We start from the raw sequence: 22,005 nt of genomic DNA, 5'->3' as shown, positions 1-22,005 counted from the left end.
CTTATAACAGCTCCTTGCATTTTGTGTGGATTTCTTTCGGTAGGAATGGATCTCCATCATACTTCAAGAGGCTACGGATTTTTCCGGCATGTCCAACATTCATCTTCAGGATGCTAGCCAATTGTCCTGTAGCATTGTATTCCACAACGATCACTTTTTTCGCCGCTTTAACCAAAGGTAATACTTCCTCAGTAGGGAATGGATGAATCAGGCGGATTTGAGCGTGATTCGCTTTGATCCCATCTGATTCAAGACGTTCCATTGCTTCCTCGATCGTCCCTCTTGTAGAGTTGAATCCAACAAGCAATACGTCTGGCTCCTCATGTTTCGCATTAACATGAACTGGGTTATTGAATTTTAAGTTATTCAATTTACGAAGACGCTTGTCCATCTGAGCTTGACGGTTTGCCGCAACTTCGGAAGGTTTTCCTGTTTCTTCGTGTTCCACACCAGTAACATGGTGGATACCGTTCTTCATGCCAGGGATCACACGCGGGGACACCCCGTCTTCTGTAACTTCATAACGCTTGAAGTAGCTCTTATCATCCGAATCAGGGATTTTTGCATTGATATCCAGCTTACCGCGACGGATTTCAACTTTATCAAACGATAGAGGCTCAACAGACTGTTTGCCCAAGGATAATTGCAGGTCAGTCAAAAGGATGACAGGCACTTGGTATTCTTCGGCTATATTGAAAGCTTCCACTGTATCGTAGAATGCTTCCTGCACCGTACTTGGTGCCATGACAACCTTAGGGATTTCACCATGTGTACCATAGATCATGGCCATAAGGTCGGATTGTTCTATTTTTGTCGGAAGGCCAGTACTTGGACCTCCACGCTGCGTGTCAACGACAACTAGCGGAGTTTCCGTCATACCGGATAGGCCGATCGCTTCCATCATCAGGGACAGACCGGGACCTGCAGAGGCTGTCAGCGTACGGACACCAGCATAGTTTGCACCGATTGCCATAGTACATGCCGCAATTTCGTCTTCAGTCTGTATGACCGTTCCACCGAATTTCGGAAGCTTTTTAATCAGGTATTCCATAATTTCTGATGCAGGAGTAATCGGGTACGCAGGCATGAAACGTGAGCCCGCTGCCACAGCGCCCATTGCGATGGCATCATTTCCGATCATGAACAGACGCTTTTTGCCATCTGCTTTTTCCAACTGCATCGTCTGTACATTTTCTGCTTGTTCCTTCACAAATGCTACACCGGCACGAATGGCATCCATATTCTTTTCCACAATGGATTCGCCTTTTCTTCCGAAGATCTCCTGTACCACTTCACGGAAAGATTCTGCATCCAAGTCAAGGATGGCACTGGACGCACCGACCGCCACCATGTTTTTCATTAAAGAAGTACCAAGCTCTGTCGCGATTTCTGTGAATGGGACAGCGTAAAGCGTAGCTTTTCCATCCTCAGGAATGCTTGGCTTAAATTTCGCATCGGCGATAACCACTCCGCCTTGGCGTAATTCATGATAGTTCACGTCGATTGTTTCCTGGTCGAATGCTACTAATATATCAAGATCATCTGAAATGGAACGAACCTGTGTCGTACTAACACGGATTTTGTTGTTAGTATGTCCACCTTTAATACGGGAAGAGAAATGGCGATAGCCATATAAGTAATATCCTAAACGATTTAATGCGATGGAGAAAATTTCACCAGTACTTTCGATACCTTCCCCTTGTTGCCCTCCAACTTTCCATGAAAGTTGATTGATCATGTGCCTTACACCCCTTTAATTACCTTCATTGTCAGAATTTATCAGAATTCAATTGTACCACTATTCCGATTGCAATATGTTATCGAATGGTAAGTATGGAATAGAAACTACTATAAAATCAGGTAAAATATGTACTAAACGCTTTCATTGTAGACCTATTTTTTTAAAAATACAAGCGTTTGATTCAATTTCTTTCAAAAAATTTGAAAATTTTATTAGTAAAATATGAAAACGCATACACGCATGCTTTATACCGATTATTTAGGGAATCTTTTAAAGAAATTCCCATAAAGAAAGCCTTCAACCTCTGTTTTAGAATAATATTTTGTTAATGTATTAACGAGACTTGAATAATCCTCGTATCTCGATAATCCATTGACTGTTTTTGTTATTCCATCAAAGTCAGATCCAACTCCGATATGATTGATTCCCCCGAGTGCACAAATATGCTCTATATGACGAAGCACGTCATCAATGTAACTCTCATGATTGTCTGAGAGGAACTGCGGGACAAAAGTCACCCCAATGGCAGCATCTTTTTCAATCAGTGCCATTATTTGCTCATCGGTCAAATTTCTCGGGTTTGGGCAAATGGTTTTACAATTGGAATGCGAGGCGATTACATATTGGCCTAGTTCGAGCACTTCCCAAAATCCCCTTTCAGATAGATGGGAAACATCCGTCCAGATAAAATGGTCATTGTTCTCCTTCACTACTTCTTTACCAAACGACGACAATCCAGCCCCTCTATCTTCAAGGATTCCGTCAGCAACAGCATTTGCATAATTCCATGTCAATCCGACAGAAGAAACGCCAAGTCTGAATAATGTCCTTAATCGCTCCAAACTTTTTCCGATCGCATCACAGCCCTCCAAAGTGAGGATGGCCCCTACCTCATCATCCTTTAATTGCATCATTTCCCTTTTGGATGTTACAAGCTTCATTTTCGGGAATCTTTGCAGGACTTTTCTATAGAAGATATCAATCATTTCCAAAGCTACATCAAACCTGGACTCTTCTCTTACCTTTTCCGGAATATAGATGGCGAAGCACTGGACCCTGGCACCCGTCTTTTTCAAACCATCCCATGTCACATGAAGTTCTGGACTATCTTTGAAGGATAGATGCGGCTCTTCCCACATCCTGAACACGGTATCACAATGAGCATCGAAAATGCGCATGGAATTCCCCACCTTTGCATTGTTTTTTATTTTCTTAAGTATGATAGAAAACAGCCTTGTAATAAAAAAAACCTGTTGCATCTAGATGGCAATCAGGCTTCAATTTATTTTATTCTTTCTTTTTCATCTAGGCTCTACAATCAATTTTATTGCAGTTCGTTCCTCACCGTCAATTAATATGTCGGTAAAGGCAGGAATACAAATCAAATCCACTCCGCTTGGTGCGACAAATCCCCTGGCAATTGCTACAGCCTTCACCGCTTGATTCAGCGCCCCAGCTCCGATGGCTTGTATTTCCGCCCCCCCACGTTCTCTTAAAACCCCTGCTAAAGCCCCTGCTACCGAATTTGGGTTTGACTTGGCTGAAACCTTTAATATCTCCATTTCTAGCTCCTCCTTAACATTTACAGTATATGGTGAAAGATCCATAGATGAATGAATTGATAATAATTTCATTCCTACTATATTCAGGAGAAGCGAGATGTATTCCAGCTTGTATTACATTTGAGGCCTTCATATCCAAAAAGTTTATATGTCAATCAAAAAACGGATGGTCTTCGTTTATGATCAATGGTTTGATGGATTTTGCCTTCCCTGTTTTCATATCCACATCGAGTATGACTGCATTAAGCTGGGTTCTACCTCCTGTCACCTCAAAGCGGACAGGAAGGGACGTCATAAACCTCTTTAATACCGCATCCCTCTCTACCCCTAATATACCGTCATAAGGTCCTGTCATCCCAACATCAGTTATATATGCAGTTCCTTCAGGCAACACCCGATAGTCGTTTGTCTGAACATGGGTATGGGTCCCGACGACTCCCGTGACTCGCCCATCCAGATACCATGCAATTGCCTGTTTTTCACTTGTCGCTTCCGCGTGAAAATCAACAAAAATAAAGGGCGTACGCTTTCTCGCTTCCTCCACTAACTCATCCGCTTTCTTGAAAGGACAATCGATTGGGGGCAAGAACGTTCTTCCCTGCAAATTGATCACTGCAAGCTCCTTTCCATGAAAGGGGATGTAAGCGATGCCCTTCCCAGGTGTTTCACTTGGAAAATTGGCTGGACGTATCATGTATTTTGCACGATCGATAAACTCAAAGATTTCACGGTTATCCCATGTATGATTTCCTAATGTCACAAGATTCGCTCCAGCCGCGAGAAATCCTTGATATATTTTCTCAGTGATCCCTTTTCCCCCTGCCGCATTTTCCCCATTGACAATGGTGACAGCCGGTTGGAATTTACTTTTTAATTTTGGCAGATATTCTTTTACCATATCCCTACCAGGAGAGCCAACAACGTCTCCAACAAATAATATTCTCAAAATTAATCGATTCCCTTCTGTACATCTGGTTAATACTAGTTTCCCATACCTTTCGTTTATAGGCAAACCGGTTTAATGGCAAACAAAAAAAGTGGTGCGAGCACCACTTTATTTTGCGTATTCCACGGCTCTTGTTTCACGAATCACCGTTACCTTGATATGTCCTGGATAATCCAGTTCTTCCTCGATGCGCTTTCTGATATCTCTTGCTAGACGATGTGCTTCCAGATCATCGATTGTATCTGGTTTTACCATGATACGCACTTCACGACCTGCTTGAATAGCAAAGGATTTCTCTACTCCTTCGTAGGATTCTGAAATCTCTTCCAGCTTCTCTAGTCGACGGATATAGTTTTCAAGTGTTTCACTGCGTGCACCAGGTCTTGCAGCTGATAATGCATCTGCTGCTGCCACAAGTACCGCAATGATGGAAGTAGGTTCCGTATCTCCGTGGTGGGAAGCAATACTGTTGATTACAACTGGATGCTCCTTATACTTCGTAGCTAATTCTACGCCGATTTCCACGTGACTGCCTTCGACTTCATGGTCTACCGCTTTACCGATATCGTGAAGCAATCCTGCACGGCGAGCCAATGTTTCATCCTCGCCAAGCTCAGCTGCCATCAATCCGGATAAGAATGCCACTTCCATCGAATGCTTCAGAACGTTCTGTCCATAACTTGTACGGAATTTCAAACGACCCAAGATTTTAATCAAATCAGGATGTAATCCATGAACACCGACTTCAAATGTAGTCTGTTCACCCATTTCACGGATGTATTCGTCCACTTCACGTCTTGATTTTTCAACCATTTCCTCGATGCGTGCAGGGTGGATACGTCCATCCTGAACCAGCTTATCAAGGGCAATACGTGCTGTTTCACGACGAATCGGATCAAAACCAGATAGTATTACTGCTTCTGGAGTATCATCGATAATCAAGTCGATACCAGTCAATGTTTCAAGAGTACGGATGTTACGTCCTTCACGTCCAATGATTCGGCCTTTCATCTCATCATTAGGTAAGTTAACAACGGATACTGTCGTTTCTGCAACATGGTCCGCCGCACAACGTTGAACAGCTAAAGAAAGAATCTCTCTCGCTTTCTTATCCGCATCTTCTTTAGCCCTGTTTTCGCTTTCCTTCACCATCAGGGCAATATCATGGGATAATTCGTTTTCAACACGGTCAATGATGATATTTTTCGCCTCATCTCGTGTCAAAGCCGAAATGCGTTCTAGCTCTTCCTGCTGTTTACGCACTAATTGATCCACTTTGCTCTCTAATTCTTCAATATGCTGTTGTCTATCGTTTAAAGAATCTTCACGCCTTTCCAAAGCTACTTCACGTTTATCAAGCGATTCATCTTTTCGATCTAGATTCTCTTCTTTTTGCATTAAACGATTTTCTTGTTTTTGCAGTTCGTTTCTACGGTCACGAATTTCACGTTCAGCTTCTGTGCGAAGTTTGTGAATTTCGTCCTTAGCTTCTAATAGTGCTTCTTTCTTAAGTGATTCAGCTTCACGTTTCGATTCTTCCACAATTTGTTCAGCTGCACTCTTAGCGCCTAAAATCTTTTGCTCAGCAATAGATTTACGAACATAAAAGCCAACAACTACACCGACGAATAAGGCAAGCAAAGCGGAGATGATTGTTACAGTTTCCATTATTACACCTCCTCTTGCTATGAACTTTTTTCTTGCTAGATTTCATTGTCGGCATGTACATTGTTACAATGTGTGTCAACATACAGCTCAAAGGCTTTTTAGCTTTTTTATAGCTCTAAAATTCTAACAAAATGTAAATTATACATACTAATTGTAAATCTGTGAAAATTTATTGTCAAGCCTGTCCTATCAAGCATTTAACCTTTTTGGTAAACTAATCCTATTTTCAGTATGAAAATAGGGCAAAAGGAATGGTTTCCAACCTTCAAAAAAAGTGCCTGACCGACTTTTCTTGGCACAGTACCACCATGCAGACTGGTACTGTGCCAGAAAAATCGATACAAGCACTTTATTTAATCGGTATTAAAAATCCAGTAGTTCCTCTTGGTCTTCTTCCTCAGGAGGAGCGGTAATATCTTTATCCAGACCATGGTGATCACGGATCAGTTGATAAATTTCCTGTCGGACTTCCTTGTTCTCCTTCAGGAACTGCTTGGCATTCTCACGGCCTTGTCCCAATCTTTCCTCATTATAGGAGTACCAGGAACCGCTCTTTTGTACGATATCCAGGTCAGAGCCCATATCAATGACCTCTCCCTCCCTGGAGATTCCTTCTCCATACATGATATCCACTTCTGCAACCTTAAATGGAGGAGCTATTTTATTTTTCACCACTTTTATCTTCGTTTTATTTCCCACAATGTCATGACCTTGCTTCAATTGCTCAGCACGACGAACCTCTAGGCGTACGGAAGAATAGAATTTAAGTGCGCGTCCACCTGGTGTGGTCTCAGGGTTACCGAACATGACACCTACTTTTTCACGGATCTGGTTGATGAAGATCGCGATAGTCTTGGATTTATTGATTGCACCTGAAAGCTTACGAAGTGCCTGGGACATAAGACGCGCTTGAAGACCCACGTGGGAGTCACCCATCTCCCCTTCAATTTCCGCTTTTGGTACAAGTGCAGCAACAGAGTCGACTACGATGATATCGACAGCACCACTTCTTACAAGTGCCTCTGCTATTTCAAGTGCCTGCTCCCCAGTATCTGGCTGGGATAGAAGCAATTCATCTATATTTACACCCAATTTTTGCGCATATACCGGATCAAGTGCATGCTCGGCATCGATAAATGCCGCTTGTCCACCTTGTTGTTGCACTTCGGCGATTGCATGAAGGGCAACTGTAGTTTTACCGGAAGATTCAGGTCCATATATTTCAACTACTCTTCCTCGGGGATATCCGCCGGCACCCAATGCTACATCCAACGCCAGGGAACCACTTGGCATGGTAGAGATTTTACGCTCCGCCTGTTCCCCCAACTTCATGATGGAACCTTTACCGAATTGTTTTTCTATTTGTTTTAATGCCATATCTAAAGCCGCTTTACGATCACTCACTCAATTTCCTCCTTTATATCTATGAAACTAAATAATCATTATCTATTAACTACTCTAACTATACCTCTTTTTAAGATGTTTGGCAACTAAAAAACGAACATCCATTCGGTTTTTTTGAATCCGAAAACAGAATGAAAAAGACATTTTCCTTTTAGCGAATATTGGCTTTTATGAGGGTAAAGTCAATCAAAAAACTTTTTTAGGTTTTCATTCACTCATCATAATAAAAGCAGCTGAGGGTCTCAGCTGCTTTTGTATAGCTCCTTTAAAAGGAAATGACATCCGTATTTTACTGTTCGTTGCCTGATGGAATCCCGGCCGCCGGCCAATCTGATAGGGTGGACGACGGTTTTGCCATTTGGCAGGGCCAATCCTATGAAGACTGTCCCTACCGGTTTCCCATCCATCACACCGGGACCGGCAACTCCCGTGAAGCTGATTCCTATGTCCGTATTGAAAAGCTCTTTGACGCGTCCTGCCATTTCGGCTGCACACTCTTCACTTACAGCACCATGATCCTCCAATGTTTGAGCGGATACACCCAATACATTCTGTTTGATCTCGTTAGTGTAGCAGACGACTCCACCCTCTATCACCTCGGAGGCCCCGGTAAAGGCAGTCATCTTTTCAGAGAACAGTCCTCCCGTCAGACTCTCGGCACTGCTGAGCGTATAGCGGGAATGTTGTATCTTCTCGAAAAGTACGGAAAAGATGGTATCTTCATCGTAACCATAAAAGTGCTCGCCGACCCTGGATTGAATGAGCTTTTCCGTTTCATTGATCAGCCTATTCGCTTCTACCTCCGAATGGTGCTTCGCAGTCAAACGCAAAGTTACTTCATGGTCACCCGCCAATGGTGCAATCGTTGGATTTGCCTGTTGCTCTATCAGATCGTCAATGTCTGTTTCCAGCTGTGATTCACCTATACCAAAAAAGCGCAGAACCTTTGAAACTATCTGTTCCTTCACGCCAAGCTTGGACAGGATATATTCCCGGCCATAATTCAAAAACATTGGCTGAAGCTCTTTAGGAGGGCCGGGAAGCAGTATATACGTATGATCCCTGCCCGCAAGTGCCATTCCCGGAGCCATTCCATAATCGTTCGGTAAAACAGTGGAACCCTCCAAGACGATGGCCTGCTTTTTATTGTTTTCACTCATCATCCTATTTGTATTTTGGTAATAGGCTTCAATATTACTCAATGCCTCATGATCCATTACAAGATTCTTTTGCAGTACCTTTGATATCGTTTCCTTTGTCAGGTCATCTTTTGTCGGTCCCAGTCCTCCTGTAAAAATCAGAAGGTCGGCCCGCTTTTTTGCGGTATGTATGGCTGTAGCCAGCCGATCGGGATTGTCCCCGACCACTGTATGAAAATAAACATTGATCCCAAGTTCCGCCAACTGCTTGGATAGAAATTGAGCGTTCGTATTGCAAATCTGTCCAAGCAGCAACTCAGAACCTACAGCAATTATTTCTGCGCTCCTAAACATATAATTCCCTCCCTTTACCTTGAGCTGAAACTTTTATTTAGACCGAAGGATGGCATCTTTATTTTTGTAGAAATAATCCCACCCCGAAACCAGGGTGAAAATAAGCGCGACCCAAAGCGCTATCGTATCAAATGGTACGGAAATCATTTCAAATGGGATGTTATGTAATAATAATGCAGAAACTGCAATGATCTGTGCCCAGGTTTTGATCTTCCCCAACATGTTTGCCGCAACGACCTCCCCTTCGCCTGCTAACACAAGGCGGAGTCCTGTTACTGCAAACTCCCTGCTGATGATAAGGATGACGATCCAGGCAGGAGCCATCTGCAGTTCCACCAGGGCGATCAATGCTGCGGAAACTAAAAGCTTATCTGCCAAGGGATCAAGGAACTTCCCTAGATTGGTCACTAGGTTAAGCTTCCTCGCATAATAACCATCCACCCAATCCGTGACCGAGGCTATGATAAATATAATGGCGCCGAATAGATGTGCATAAGGAATGGTTTCTTGGCCGATTGCCAGTTCTCCTAAATCTAAAGGTGCAAGCATCAATACCATGAACACTGGAATTAACACAATCCTTGAAACGGTAATTTTATTTGGTAAGTTCACATTCATTCCTCCAACATTCAATATTGCTTTTCCAATATACATAAATATGGATTGTTTGTCTAATCATATGGGGATATTGTGTACAAAAAAAGCCATCATTCCGATGACTTTATTGTTCTCCATTCTTTACAAATTTAATAGTGAATGTCTGAGTGGTTTTCTCATTTGTCGGAAATGGGAACTTAAAAGGCTCTCCATTTATCTTCAAATCGGTTTCGAAGGTTCTTCCGACTTTAAAGCTGACTTCAGCTTCCTGGGACAAGTCAATTTGTTTGACCTCTTCGCCTTTTTTCACCAAACCATAATGAAAGTTCTTACCTTTATCATTATCGATTTCAATCCATGTTTCACCTGGTGAGGAAAGTTCCACTACGAATTTATCCGTACCACTCAATTCCAATGTTGCATTGGAGCCGCTCTTTTCAAGCTCTTTCAATGTACCTGCAGCTGGAGCTTCCTCTTCTGCAGGCTTCTCTTCTTCAGGAGCCTTCTCTTCTTCAGCGGGAGCCTTTTCCTCCTCTTCAGGCTGGGCAGCTTGATTTGGGGAATCTATTTCAGCGGGCTGCGTATCCTGTGCTGCTTGATTTGCTTCATTGCCGTCTCCACCTGAAAGGCTGATGACGACTGTATAAACAATGGCGCATATCGCAACAATCGCTAAAATTGTAAATAGAATCGGGAGGAACTTCCATGACTTGGTGCTTTTTGCAGGCACTTGTTTTCTCGTTTTGACACGTGAAAGCTGCGGAATGTCCTCTTTTTCATTTACAGGTATATCATTTTTGTATTCTTCAAATATTTCTTCGGGATCGAGTCCGACCGCCTCTGCATATTGTTTGATGAATGCACGGGCGTAAAATTGTCCCGGCATGATGGAATAGTTGCCTTCTTCCACGCCGATTAAGTATCTCTTTTGTATCTTTGTAGTCGTTTGTAGATCCTCAAGGGACATTTTTTTTGCTTCACGTTCCTGCTTCAGTCTGTTTCCGAGTTCTGTCACTACCTAACACCTTCCAACATTTTTAAAAATCAAAGCCTCCAAAAGGATTATCTTCGAACATATTACTGGATTGTACAACTTCGTACGTTATCTCTTCATCCTCGTTGTTTCTCAATTCAATAATATAGTCAAAATCATCAAGTTTATATTCTGTATTTTGCACGAAAACATCTGGATGTTCAACCACTTTCACAGCTGATAATCTCATGATTTCACGGATCAGCTGCCAATGCTTTTCGTTTGCTCTTTTCGTCGAAACGATCCCATCAATAATAAAGAGGTTGTCCTCACTATACTCATCTTCAATCAACTGACTGCGAATCGTTTGTTTTAGCAGGGTACTCGACACAAATAACCACCGTTTATTCGCACAAACGCTTGAGGCGACGATGGATTCAGTCTTACCTACCCTCGGCATCCCCCTGATTCCAATCAGTTTATGCCCCTCCTGCTTGAACAACTCTGCTAAAAAGTCAACTAGTAAGCCTAAGTCTTCCCTGACAAAACGGAAAGTTTTTTTGTCGTCTGCATCTCGTTGTATGTATCTTCCATGTCTTACAGCCAGACGATCACGAAGTTTTGGCTCCCGAAGCTTTGTTACTGTTATATTATCCATTGTATTCAGGATAGATTCAAGACGGACTATTTGCTCATTTGTATCACTCAACAGAAGCATTCCACGTCTCGAATCATCTACTCCATTTATCGTCACAATATTAATGGAGAGCATTCCGAGCAACGACGCAATATCCCCAAGAAGACCCGGCCTGTTAATATGTATCTGATATTCTAAATACCACTCTTTTTTCTCCATCAAACCACTCCCGTCCATCAAAACGTTTCGTTCAACTTTGTACTTCTATAATAGCTAATAATAAGAAAATTAGAAAGTAATTCCTGTATAATGAGAAAAATTTGAATCTTTGAGGCTTTTTCGGCAAAAAAAAAGAGAGGATTTAGCCTCTCTTAGTGTGATCCATCATTTTGTACAAGCTTTACCATCATGTTGGCAATAGCATGCTGCTCTTCCGGGCTTGCCACTTTCCAAAGGTCTGCCAAAACGCGTTCCTGAGGATTTTTTGCTTCTACTTCCTGAGCAAGGTAATCCCCGATTTCATACGCAAGTTGAGAAATGGCGGATTGATCCATCCCTTCGTGCTCTGCATGATTCAAACGGTCACCTAAAAAACCTTTCCACTGATCCCAATTATCCAACACAGACATATCTAATTCCTCCTTCCGCATATGTTCAAGAGTTAGTATGTCTTGCTGGAGAAAAAATATGCACAATCTTAATTCCAACCACCATTGACTCCTAAAATCTGTCCGGTTATGTAAGAAGCTCTATCTGAAACGAGGAAAGAAACAGATTCAGCTACCTCATAAGGGTCGGCCAGTCTGCCGATTGGGATTTCCCCTGCCAAATCATCTAATTCTTCCTCTGAAAAATGTTGAAGCATCTTAGTCTTTACTGCACCTGGGGCAATGGCATTCACCCTGATCCCGCATAGACCCACTTCTTTGGCCAACGCCATGACAAAGGAATTTTGCGCACCCTTGGTCATAGAATACAGCACTTCGCATGAAGCTCCGATTTCTCCCCAGATGGAAGAAATGACGACAATATTCCCTGACTTCCTGCTGATCATTTCCGGTAGAAATAATTGTACGGTTGAATATAATGATGTTATGTTAAGCTGTATCATATTCATTTTTGTTTCTTCATCAATATCTGTCATTAGTCCGTAAAAGGCTGAACCTGCATTATAAATGATGCAATCCAGTTTTTCGGCTATGCCACTTTTTAATTGTAATGCCCCATTGGAACTTGCAAGATCGGCTTGTATGGGTCTTACCCTATCGGTCCCATATCTACTTACCATGTCTTCGACTGCTTGACGATCGCGGTTATAATGAAGATAGGTAAAATACCCTTCTTCCAACAGTTTCTCTGAAATTGCCCTTCCTATATCCCCGCTTGCTCCAATGATCAACGCTCTTTTTTGCAATAGATTCACCTACATCATTTGAAATTCGATAAATAGAAACAAGCCGACTCAGCTGCACTTGTACAGTTGAGTCGACCGGATTTACTTCGGTACTATCTGACAAACGGTAAAAGCCTCTTCTTTGATAAGTGCTTTCGCCACTTCAGAGAGATCTTGTAATGTGATTTTTTCCAGTTGAGGTATTACCTCGAAAAGATCCATGCTATTGAATGCATATCTTGTAAATTGGTTGGCAATGAACTCAGGAGAATTCAAAGCCCGCAGGAAGGAACCGATTTTCTTCTTTTTTATCCGCTCCAATTCATCCTCTTGAATGGTTGCAGGGTCAAGCGATAAGAGTATCTCTTTCAATTTTTCAGCAAGCTTATCCGGTTCGGCTGTATCCCCGCCAAGCATGGCAAATCCAAATCCTTTTTCCCCTGTATAGTCGTAGGCGAATGTCTCATCGATAAGACCGTCGTCATAAAGTTCTTGGTAGTGATCGGAACTTTTTCCAAACAGAAGATCCAATAGCACATTGACCGATAACTCATGCTTGAGAAGGTCCACCCCTTGTTTGTCTGGAGAGGATTCCTTGATTCCAAGCAAGCTTTTGGAGGTATGCACATTCATCTTCAGCACTTTTTTCGGCTCAGATACTGTAGTAGGCTCCTCTTCAAAATGCCTCTTAATTTCCTTCGGCTCCTTGAATGTTTTCTTGCTCTGATTTTCTTTGATGAAACTCATCATTTTTTCTGTATCCATCGGACCGACAACAAATAATAGCATATTGCTCGGATGGTAGAAGGTTTCATAGCATGTATAAAGTAGATCCTTCGTGATTTTTGCGATGGATTCCTTTGTCCCTGCGATGTCTATCTTCACTGGATGATGATGGAACATGCTTTCAATCAAGCCGAAATAGGCACGCCAGTCTGCGTTATCCTCGTACATGGTGATTTCCTGACCGATGATCCCTTTTTCCTTTTCCACTGTTTTTTCAGTGAAGTATGGGCTTTGTACAAAGTCCATCAACGTTTCGAGATTTTTTTCGACATTTGAAGTACTCGAGAAAAGATAGGCAGTCCTTGTAAAGGATGTAAAGGCATTTGCCGAAGCACCCTGCTTACTGAAATCCTGGAACACGTCTCCGTCCTCTTTTTCGAACAGCTTGTGCTCCAAAAAGTGAGCGATGCCATCAGGTACATGCAAATACTCATCACCATCAATCGGGACAAACTTATTATCGATCGATCCATACTTGGTTGTAAATGTGGCATAGGTTTTATGAAAGCCGTCTTTGGGCAACAGATATACTTGAAGTCCATTATCCAAGGTTTCATGATAAAGGGTTTCTGCAAGTTGGCTGAATTCTATTTTCTCCATTTATTCTGCCTCCTTTCCCGTTAAAAAGTAAATTGTATCCAATTCGATCTTCTTTGCAACCTGTTGGATTTCTTCCTTTGTGACCTTTTCGACGCCATCAAGGAATTGGTCTACCGGTTTATCAGCTTCCGCCACTTCATTATTATAAAGTATCTCGATTAGCCCTCGTGCAGTATCAATTGTCTCGAGCACCTGATTTTTGATCACAGCTTTAGTCTGGGCGATTTCAGCATCTGTATATTCACCTTGCCTCATTGCCTCTACTTGCTTATGGATGATGTTGACTGCTTTTTCATAATTGGAAAAATCGATCCCTGACATCACAAGGAGCAGCCCTTTATGACTTTCCACCCTTGAGGCAGCATAATATGCCAGGCTTTCTTTTTCCCGTACATTGATGAACAGCTTGGAATGCGAAAATCCACCGAATATTCCGTTGAAAACCTGCAGGGCAAAGTAGAGATCATCATTGAATGTGATATTCGTCCGATAGCCCATATTGAGCTTCCCTTGTTTCACATCTTGACGCTCCACCACTTCATTCGGCTCTTTAGGAGTCTTGGGGTTCCTTGAAATGGCAGTCGAGGGTTTTACGCCTTGATCTTCCATCTTGAAATAATTCTCCACATAAGCCTTTACTTCCGCTTCTTCTATATCGCCGACAACATAAAGATGAATATCGTCTTCTTTCAGCATTTGCCGGTAATACTCATAAAGGGATTGGGCAGTTATCCCATCCACCTGCTCGCTTTGGCCATTTGCTTGAAGGCGGTAAGGCTCATCACTGCACATCTCTTCTATCAATCTTTGGCTAGCATATCTCATCTTATCGTCATAGACGGATTGTATCCTTTGCTTTAATGCCCTCTTTTCTTTTTCCACTGTGGACTGGATGAAGGAATCACCTTCGACGACAGGTTGTAGGAGAACTTCACTTAGAAGCTGTATGCCTCTTTCCAATAATGGAGTTGTATCCTTCAAGAACTTTTCATTGGCGATTTCCAAGCGGAAAGTGATGATATGCGATTCCCCTTTTTTGCTTAAATCAACCGCCAGGCTCGCACCGTAAAGCTCATCAAGATGTGCACGGAAATGTGAAGGTTTGGGATGGGTTTTAGTGCCATTCTGCAGCACATAGGGCAGCAGCGCTCTAAGGGTGACGTCTTCCTCTGAAAGTGGTGCCATCAATTTAAGGACCAGCGTATTTGTTTTAAATTTATCTGTTGATACATTATGAACCTTCACCCCATTGAGCGAAAATGTTCGTTCATCGATCAGCTTCAAGATATCTCCTCCTTATTAAGTATAATTATGTTCATCATTGCTTTACATATTGCAGTAAGGCTTTCAATTTTCACATAGTATTCATAACTATTTCATACAAGTCAGTACTATTCTTTCATTATTTCATGAAAAATAGTCTTAGTTCCAATATAAAGGTTTATTAGAAAGTATTACAAGTTTTAGGATCGTTTTATTACATTTAGGTTTACATAACTTAATTATGGTTAAACACCAAAAAAGTGACCCCCATCATGGGAGTCACTTATATTTATTTATGGACGTTTCCTAAGGACGTGAAAACTGAATTTATCCGCTCTGAAATAATTCAGGGAATAGAGAATCGGTTCATCATTTTGATCATAGTGCATCTGTTTCAGCACCAGCAAAGCTGTCTCAGGTTCGCATTCCAGTATAGGGGAAATCTTATCATGATACCCCATGGGTTCAATGTGAGCCACTGCATAAGAGACGGTCCTGCCTGCAACTTTTTCCAATAGTTCAAGCAATGATTCATTTTTATAAGATTGGTAGTCTTCTACAATCGTCGTCGGAATCTTATCGATGCAGTATACTACCGGCAAGTCATTTGCAGTTCTAACGCGCTCAAAATGCAAAAGCTCCTCGATCGAAGGATCACCGAATTTCTTGATGTCCTCTTCTGTCGGGCTTTCAATGGTGGAAGTCAGGAAAATCGTGCCCGCCTTCATTCCTGCCTGTGAAATCATTTCCGTGACACTGTTCAATTGCTCGATGCCTGAAGAGAAAACCGGTTTGGAATTGACAAAGGTCCCCACTCCATGACGGCGGATGACTATGTTCTCCTCTTCCAATACCCGAAGCGCTTCCCTAAGGGTCGCACGACTGACACCTAACCTCCGTGAAAGCTCAAATTCAGAAGGCAGCTTTTCCTTTTCCCTATATATTTTATCCTCGATATCTTGTTTTAATTTATCTACCACTAGTAAGTATAAATGCCTACTGTCTGACCGAATTGACATAATTCTTCCCCCATTAACCGTTTACAAAACAATTTATATATGCCCTTTTATCCAAAATAATATAACACTTTTCTCCCTTAAAATAAATAGAAAATAAAGTTTTTGATAATAAAATTAGCGCTCTATTAAACACCGCTGTTGATTTCCGCAATAGGCTTCGCTTTCCGCGGGGCGTTTGTGAAGCCTCCTCGGCTTCGCCTGTGGGGTCTCCACTAAACGCCATCTCCCGCAGGAGTCTTCGCCTATTGCTCCAATCAACAGCTAGAGACCTTGAAATCAACACTTTGACAATGAACTTCATGAAAGAGATTCCCACTATGAAAAATGAAAATTATGTGAAGACGTTATGCGTTAACTGCCGCCCCTGTTGATTGTAGTGCAAGGCATGAGACTCCTGCGGGAGATAGCGGTAGACTTGAGACCCCGCAGGCAAGCCGAGGAGGCTCAAGCACCGCCCCGCGGAAAGCGAATGCCTGGAACGGAAATCAACAGGGAGTTCAGACAGAATACAGACTTACTTATTTTTTGGGTATCCATAAAATTAAGAGGATAACAGAAAACTGTTATCCTCTTTCCTTAGGAACCTACGTCTTCGCTGTGGGAGTTCGACATCAAGACTGTCCGTGGCTTACTGCCTTCATAAGGGCCAACCACCCCTCTGACTTCCATTGCATCAATAAGGCGTGCCGCTCTTGTATAACCTATCCTGAAGCGTCTCTGAAGCATCGATACGGAAGCGGTTTGCATTTCGAGCACAAGCTGCACTGCATCATCATACAGATCATCTTCCACTGCTTCCACCTCTTCATTGATATCCTGAGGAATCATCTCTTCTTGATACTGCGCCTTTTGTTGGTCAATGACAAAGTCTACAATCCTCTCCACTTCCTCATCGGACAGGAATGCCCCCTGAACCCTGACAGGTTTTGATGCCCCTACAGGAAGGAAAAGCATATCCCCGCGTCCTAGAAGCTTTTCGGCACCACCCATATCGAGGATTGTCCTGGAGTCTGTCTGTGATGACACGCTGAAGGCTATCCTGGAAGGGATATTCGCTTTGATGACCCCTGTAATGACGTCTACTGATGGGCGCTGTGTTGCGATGATCAAGTGGATACCGGCAGCACGGGCCATCTGAGCAAGTCTTGTGATGCAATCCTCTACATCGGATGAGGCAACCATCATCAGATCGGCCAACTCGTCCACAATAACTACGATATAAGGCAAGGATGGCTGTTTTGCCTCTTCATCCTGATTATGCCTCTTGATATAATCATTGTAACCTTCGATATTTCTTGTTCCTGTGTGCGAAAATAACTCGTATCTTCTTTCCATTTCATTGACGACCTTTTTCAGTGCCTGTGATGCTTTCTTCGGATCAGTCACCACTGGGGCCAAAAGATGCGGTACGCCATTATACATATTGAGTTCCACCATCTTTGGATCGATCATCATCATTTTAACTTCGTGAGGCTTTGCCCTCACAAGAATGCTCGTGATGATTCCATTGATACAGACACTTTTTCCACTCCCTGTTGCACCCGCAACAAGTAGATGTGGCATTTTGTTCAATTCGGCAACGACAGCATCTCCGGAGATATCTCTTCCAAGTCCGATAAGGAGCTTTGCATCGGGCTTTTCAGCTTGCTTTGTATCCAATACCTCTCTTAATGACACCATGGCCACTTCATTGTTTGGCACTTCGATCCCTATTGCCGACTTACCTGGAATTGGTGCTTCTATCCGGATATCCTTTGCAGCCAGCGCCAAAGCCAGATCGTCACTTAAGTTCACAATCTTACTTACTTTCACTCCCACATCCGGATACACTTCGTATTTTGTGACGGCTGGCCCAAGATGGACTTTTGTGACCTTCGCCTTTACACCGAAGCTTGCAAATGTTTTTTCAAGCTTACGGGCATTCTGATAGATATTCTCGTGTTCCGTCGTCTGATGATTGGTGACAGGCTCGTTCAACAGATCCAATGAAGGAAGCTGATATTCTTTGTTTTCGACCTCGGTAAATGCCATCGGCGCTGAAATCGCTACATCCAGCTCCTCCTCTGGCTCCGCTTCCGGTTTAGCCGGGGACTTCGGCTTCACTGCGCCTTCCCCTTTATCCATATGTTCAGAACGGTCATTAAAAGAGGAAATAATCGGTGGAGCAATGATTTCTTCTCCCGGTTCCTCCAATACCACCACTTCTTCTGTTACGGTATTTTTCACTTCCGGATCTTTTTGTTGTTTTACCGCTTGCTTATCCTTTTTGCGCTTTTTGCTGTCCGTTCTCCAACTCTTCATATCTTCTGTAAAGGCCAGCCATTGTCCTTTTATAAAAGTGAAAAGTCCCACTGCCACTTTAATGACGGTATCATTCAGGGATTTCCCGGTAACGAGTATGATCCCTATTACAATAAAGATTGTCGCTATCCACTGCGCACCTTTTGCATCAAAAAGAAGGTGAAATAGTGCAAAGAGGATGGCCCCGATCATTCCCCCACCCAGATCCGTGGTACTGGTTTCCCCGTTAACCTCAAACCAGAATAGTTCCCATGTATTTGCAATAACAGAGGGATCGGCAAACGTCCCCCCTCTTGATAACATTTTAAATAGAGAGACATGACTTAAAAGGAGTACAGACATTATGATGATATAAATGCCTACCAATTGCCTTGTAAAAAAGGATGGCAGATCCCTCTTCCAGATTATATAGCCTGATAGAATCAACAAGCCGAGCAGCATGAGCATATACCACTCGCCGCTAAAAAAGCGGAATACCAAAACAAAGGCATGACCCACCATACCCAGTTTGGCTATGGCAATACATGTTACGGCAAGCATTAACAGGCCCATCACCTCAAAGGTGACCGTTCTTTTCCATTCACTTCGATTTTTACTCGGTCTTTTTTTCCGCTTTGACATTATATTCACCTATCTAATACCATAATGAGAAGAAGAAAGCAGCCAACAAAAATGGCTGCTTTTTCCTCTGATGCTTGTATTATATCATAAGCCATTCTTCTTGAAAGGTAGTTTGCCGAAAATATCATGTTTTACCCGGCTTTTTGTATTATTGGCCTAGGTAAATGGTTTGACCAGGTGCATACTCGCCATTCAGATAGTGAGCCGGGTCCGTGCTGAGATTACGTACAATCTGATATGAATTCATCTCCGTCTGCTGGACAACGAGCGAGACACCGTTGTACGCAACAACACGTTGCTTTTCATATTCACTGTTTTCTGCAGGAAAAATGACTTCTTGCGGCATGGTCGTATACAGGATCATTGAAGCAGCTTCCCTTCAGAATGCTCATGGCGTGCTTCCACCAGCTCGTTAAGTTTCTTTATTGCCTCCCCGACACCGCCGACCTGATCGATCAAGCCGTATTCAACCGCATCAGAACCTACGACATTGGTTCCTATGTCCCTGGTGAGGTTCCCTTTGGAGAGCATCAGTTCCTTGAATTTTTCCTCAGTGACATTCGAGTTTTTAGTCACAAAGTTGATGACGCGGTCCTGCATCTTATCCAAATACTCAAATGTTTGTGGAACACCGATTACAAGGCCCGTCAGACGCACCGGATGGATAGTCATCGTTGCTGTTTCTGCTATAAAAGAATAGTCGCAGGACACTGCGATGGGTACCCCGATGGAGTGTCCGCCGCCCAAAACGAGGGAAACGGTCGGTTTTGACAAGGATGCAAGCATTTCTGAAATGGCAAGGCCCGCCTCGACATCCCCCCCTACCGTATTCAGTATGACCAGTAGCCCTTCTATATTGGGGTTCTGTTCGATGGCAACGATTTGGGGGATTACATGTTCATACTTGGTTGTCTTATTCTGAGGAGGCAGTTGAACATGCCCCTCGATCTGCCCTACGATCGTCAAACAGTGGATCTTGGAATCCGCTGGCATCTGTGCCACATTTGTTTGGCCAAGCTGTTGAATTTTATTTACTAGAGAATCTTTCCCGGCATCCTGTTTATTGGGTTCCTGTTGTGGCTCCCCTGAAGACTGGTATGTAAATTCCGTCATGAAAATTGCTCCTTTCGTCTATCAGTTAGGAAATACTTATCTATTCTAGTATGGACGCAAAGAGCATTTTAATTCTTTGTCAGAACAAAAAAGCCGACAGGGATGTAATGCCCTGACGGCTGGATATGACAGATTAGACCTCCATGATGATAGGCAATATCATTGGTCTGCGTCTTGTTTTTTCATATAGATGCTGATTGAGGGATTCCCTGATTTTCAACTTCAGGCTAGACCATTCCATCACTTGATCTCTTACTGCTTGATCAAGGATTCCTGTCACGATTTCGTTCGCTTTTTCCAGCAGCTGCTCGGACTCCCGTACATAGACAAAGCCCCTTGAGATGATTTCAGGACCTGCAACAATCGTTTTTTGGCCCCTGTTTATGGAAACCACCACGATCATGATGCCATCCTGGGACAAAAGACGTCGGTCCCGCAGGACGATATTACCTATATCACCTACACCCAGTCCATCTATCAGGACGTTTCCTGCGAACACTTTCCCTCCATATTTTGCTTCCCCGCGAGTGAACTCCATGACTTCCCCTTTATCAAGAAGGAAAATCGATTTGTCTTTTATGCCGACACTTTTCGCTACTTTCGAAAGTGCCATCTGTCTTTTATATTCCCCCTGTATCGGGATGACAAATTTCGGCTTCAGCAGATTCAGCATAAGCTTCAATTCTTCCTGGTAGCCATGTCCGGAAACGTGAATCTTTTTTTGTCCATATACCACCATTGCCCCGGCACGATAGATCTTATCTACAGCCTTTGCTACAGTAAGCTCTGTACCCGGAGAAGGTGAAGCCGCAATCATCACCACATCATGTTCCTGGATTTGCACATGCTTATGTGAACCTTTTGCCATTTTCAGCAGGGAGGTCATGAGCTGTGAATGTGTCCCGATGGTCAGGACGACAATTCTTTCTTGATCATTATTGCCCATCTCGTTAACCGGCATGATTATTTCCTCAGGTATTTCCAAATAGCCAAGCTTTATAGCAATATCCAAAATTTTATTGGTTGGGTGAGATACGATAACGAGCTTTCGATTGCTTGCAATCGATGCCTGCACGATTTGCTGTATCCTTACCAGATTGGTTGCAAGGCAGGCAGCGAATACCCTGCCTTTGGCATTGTAGACAACATCCGCTATTTCCTGTTTTACAATGCCTTCTGAAATGGTGTATCCGGGCTTTTCTGCATTCATGCAATCGGAAAGAACGCAAAGCACACCCTCGTTCCCGATTTTAGCCATCTTTCCGATATCAGCACTCTCTGCCAATTGGGATTGATCAAACTTAAAATCACCTGTATGTACAATTGCCCCTTGTGATGTTTGGAAACATATACCCACTGAATCTGGAATGCTATGATTGGTGCGGAAGAAAGTGACTTCCGTCTTTGGAAGATCCAATACTGTGTCCCCGTCAATTTCATGGAAGGAGACCTGTCCTGAAAGTCCCTCTCCTTTGACAAGTTCATCTGCAAGTGCCAAAGTCAATTTCGTCCCGTAAACAGGAACTTTGATTTTCCTCAAGATATATGCCAAAGCTCCAATATGCTCTTCATGACCATGTGTCAAGAATATGCCTTGTATTCTCTCTTTGTTTTCAACCAGATAGGAAACGTCTGGAATCACCATATCGATTCCAAACATCCCATCCTCCGGTATCATAACACCTGCGTCGATCACATATATATGCTCATCAATTTCGAGCACGTACATGTTTTTCCCGATTTCTCCAACGCCTCCAAGGGAAAATACTCTTAGCTTTTCTGTCTTTGCTGTACTCACTGTCTTCCCTCCTATATGTGTGTGAAAATTGGATGACAAATATGCTTTTTTCTTTTTATGCTGTTTAGAATCAAACTTCACTTCAAATAT

At 42.9% G+C, this 22,005-nt stretch carries 19 protein-coding genes; all 19 read right to left on the bottom strand.

Translation table 11 applies throughout. The features are described 5' to 3' along the window. Nucleotide 1: 1 nt before the first annotated feature. Nucleotides 2-1,738 carry a 2-oxoacid:acceptor oxidoreductase subunit alpha gene (locus JOC95_RS04425; protein ID WP_204413824.1) on the bottom strand — a complete coding sequence of 579 codons (1,737 nt, stop codon included), beginning with the start codon at nucleotides 1,736-1,738 and terminating at the stop codon, nucleotides 2-4. 257 nt (nucleotides 1,739-1,995) lie between these two features. Next, complete coding sequence (locus JOC95_RS04420; protein WP_204413821.1) at nucleotides 1,996-2,919, bottom strand: dipeptidase; 924 nt, start codon at nucleotides 2,917-2,919, stop codon at nucleotides 1,996-1,998. Between the two features lie 123 nt (nucleotides 2,920-3,042). Beyond that, a complete protein-coding gene (gene spoVS / locus JOC95_RS04415) occupies nucleotides 3,043-3,303 on the bottom strand; it encodes a stage V sporulation protein SpoVS (RefSeq protein WP_010193268.1) in 261 nt (86 codons plus the stop codon). Between the two features lie 151 nt (nucleotides 3,304-3,454). Then, nucleotides 3,455-4,249 (bottom strand): TIGR00282 family metallophosphoesterase, encoded by a 795-nt coding sequence (locus JOC95_RS04410; RefSeq protein WP_204413820.1) that lies wholly within the window; start codon nucleotides 4,247-4,249, stop codon nucleotides 3,455-3,457. A gap of 108 nt (nucleotides 4,250-4,357) precedes the next feature. After that, nucleotides 4,358-5,917 carry a ribonuclease Y gene (gene rny, locus JOC95_RS04405; protein WP_239582705.1) on the bottom strand — a complete coding sequence of 520 codons (1,560 nt, stop codon included), beginning with the start codon at nucleotides 5,915-5,917 and terminating at the stop codon, nucleotides 4,358-4,360. A 363-nt stretch (nucleotides 5,918-6,280) separates the two neighbouring features. Continuing rightward, nucleotides 6,281-7,321 carry a recombinase RecA gene (recA, locus tag JOC95_RS04400; RefSeq protein ID WP_204413818.1) on the bottom strand — a complete coding sequence of 347 codons (1,041 nt, stop codon included), beginning with the start codon at nucleotides 7,319-7,321 and terminating at the stop codon, nucleotides 6,281-6,283. 242 nt (nucleotides 7,322-7,563) lie between these two features. Beyond that, nucleotides 7,564-8,814, bottom strand: coding sequence for a competence/damage-inducible protein A (locus JOC95_RS04395; protein WP_204413816.1), 1,251 nt, complete (start codon nucleotides 8,812-8,814; stop codon nucleotides 7,564-7,566). Nucleotides 8,815-8,847: 33 nt separating this feature from the next. Beyond that, nucleotides 8,848-9,432 (bottom strand): CDP-diacylglycerol--glycerol-3-phosphate 3-phosphatidyltransferase, encoded by a 585-nt coding sequence (gene pgsA / locus JOC95_RS04390; protein ID WP_204413814.1) that lies wholly within the window; start codon nucleotides 9,430-9,432, stop codon nucleotides 8,848-8,850. Between the two features lie 103 nt (nucleotides 9,433-9,535). Beyond that, nucleotides 9,536-10,426 (bottom strand): RodZ domain-containing protein, encoded by an 891-nt coding sequence (locus JOC95_RS04385; protein WP_204413812.1) that lies wholly within the window; start codon nucleotides 10,424-10,426, stop codon nucleotides 9,536-9,538. A gap of 22 nt (nucleotides 10,427-10,448) precedes the next feature. Further along, a complete protein-coding gene (locus JOC95_RS04380; RefSeq protein ID WP_204413810.1) occupies nucleotides 10,449-11,240 on the bottom strand; it encodes a DUF3388 domain-containing protein in 792 nt (263 codons plus the stop codon). Between the two features lie 152 nt (nucleotides 11,241-11,392). Continuing rightward, on the bottom strand, nucleotides 11,393-11,650 hold the full coding sequence (locus tag JOC95_RS04375; RefSeq protein WP_204413808.1) for a DUF3243 domain-containing protein: 258 nt from the start codon (nucleotides 11,648-11,650) through the stop codon (nucleotides 11,393-11,395). A 68-nt stretch (nucleotides 11,651-11,718) separates the two neighbouring features. After that, nucleotides 11,719-12,435 carry an elongation factor P 5-aminopentanone reductase gene (ymfI, locus tag JOC95_RS04370; RefSeq protein ID WP_204413806.1) on the bottom strand — a complete coding sequence of 239 codons (717 nt, stop codon included), beginning with the start codon at nucleotides 12,433-12,435 and terminating at the stop codon, nucleotides 11,719-11,721. Nucleotides 12,436-12,516: 81 nt separating this feature from the next. Then, nucleotides 12,517-13,800 carry an EF-P 5-aminopentanol modification-associated protein YfmH gene (yfmH, locus tag JOC95_RS04365; protein WP_204413804.1) on the bottom strand — a complete coding sequence of 428 codons (1,284 nt, stop codon included), beginning with the start codon at nucleotides 13,798-13,800 and terminating at the stop codon, nucleotides 12,517-12,519. Further along, nucleotides 13,801-15,078, bottom strand: a complete 1,278-nt coding sequence (yfmF, locus tag JOC95_RS04360; RefSeq protein ID WP_204414675.1) for an EF-P 5-aminopentanol modification-associated protein YfmF — start codon at nucleotides 15,076-15,078, stop codon at nucleotides 13,801-13,803. A 278-nt stretch (nucleotides 15,079-15,356) separates the two neighbouring features. Continuing rightward, a complete protein-coding gene (locus JOC95_RS04355; RefSeq protein ID WP_204413802.1) occupies nucleotides 15,357-16,082 on the bottom strand; it encodes a GntR family transcriptional regulator in 726 nt (241 codons plus the stop codon). A gap of 576 nt (nucleotides 16,083-16,658) precedes the next feature. Next, complete coding sequence (locus JOC95_RS04350) at nucleotides 16,659-19,004, bottom strand: DNA translocase FtsK (RefSeq protein ID WP_204413801.1); 2,346 nt, start codon at nucleotides 19,002-19,004, stop codon at nucleotides 16,659-16,661. A gap of 148 nt (nucleotides 19,005-19,152) precedes the next feature. Continuing rightward, nucleotides 19,153-19,368 (bottom strand): YlzJ-like family protein, encoded by a 216-nt coding sequence (locus tag JOC95_RS04345; RefSeq protein WP_204413800.1) that lies wholly within the window; start codon nucleotides 19,366-19,368, stop codon nucleotides 19,153-19,155. Continuing rightward, a complete protein-coding gene (locus JOC95_RS04340; RefSeq protein ID WP_204413799.1) occupies nucleotides 19,365-20,117 on the bottom strand; it encodes a ClpP family protease in 753 nt (250 codons plus the stop codon). Before JOC95_RS04340 ends, JOC95_RS04345 begins: the two co-directional genes overlap by 4 nt. Nucleotides 20,118-20,250: 133 nt before the next feature. Beyond that, the gene (locus JOC95_RS04335; protein WP_204413798.1) at nucleotides 20,251-21,915 is read right to left on the bottom strand and encodes an RNase J family beta-CASP ribonuclease; all 1,665 of its coding nucleotides are present in this window, start codon (nucleotides 21,913-21,915) and stop codon (nucleotides 20,251-20,253) included. Nucleotides 21,916-22,005: the final 90 nt, after the last annotated feature.

This window comes from Sutcliffiella tianshenii (assembly GCF_016908565.1).
Taxonomy (GTDB): Bacteria; Bacillota; Bacilli; order Bacillales; family Bacillaceae_I; genus Sutcliffiella_A; species Sutcliffiella_A tianshenii.
This window is presented reverse-complemented; position numbering and strand designations above follow the sequence as displayed.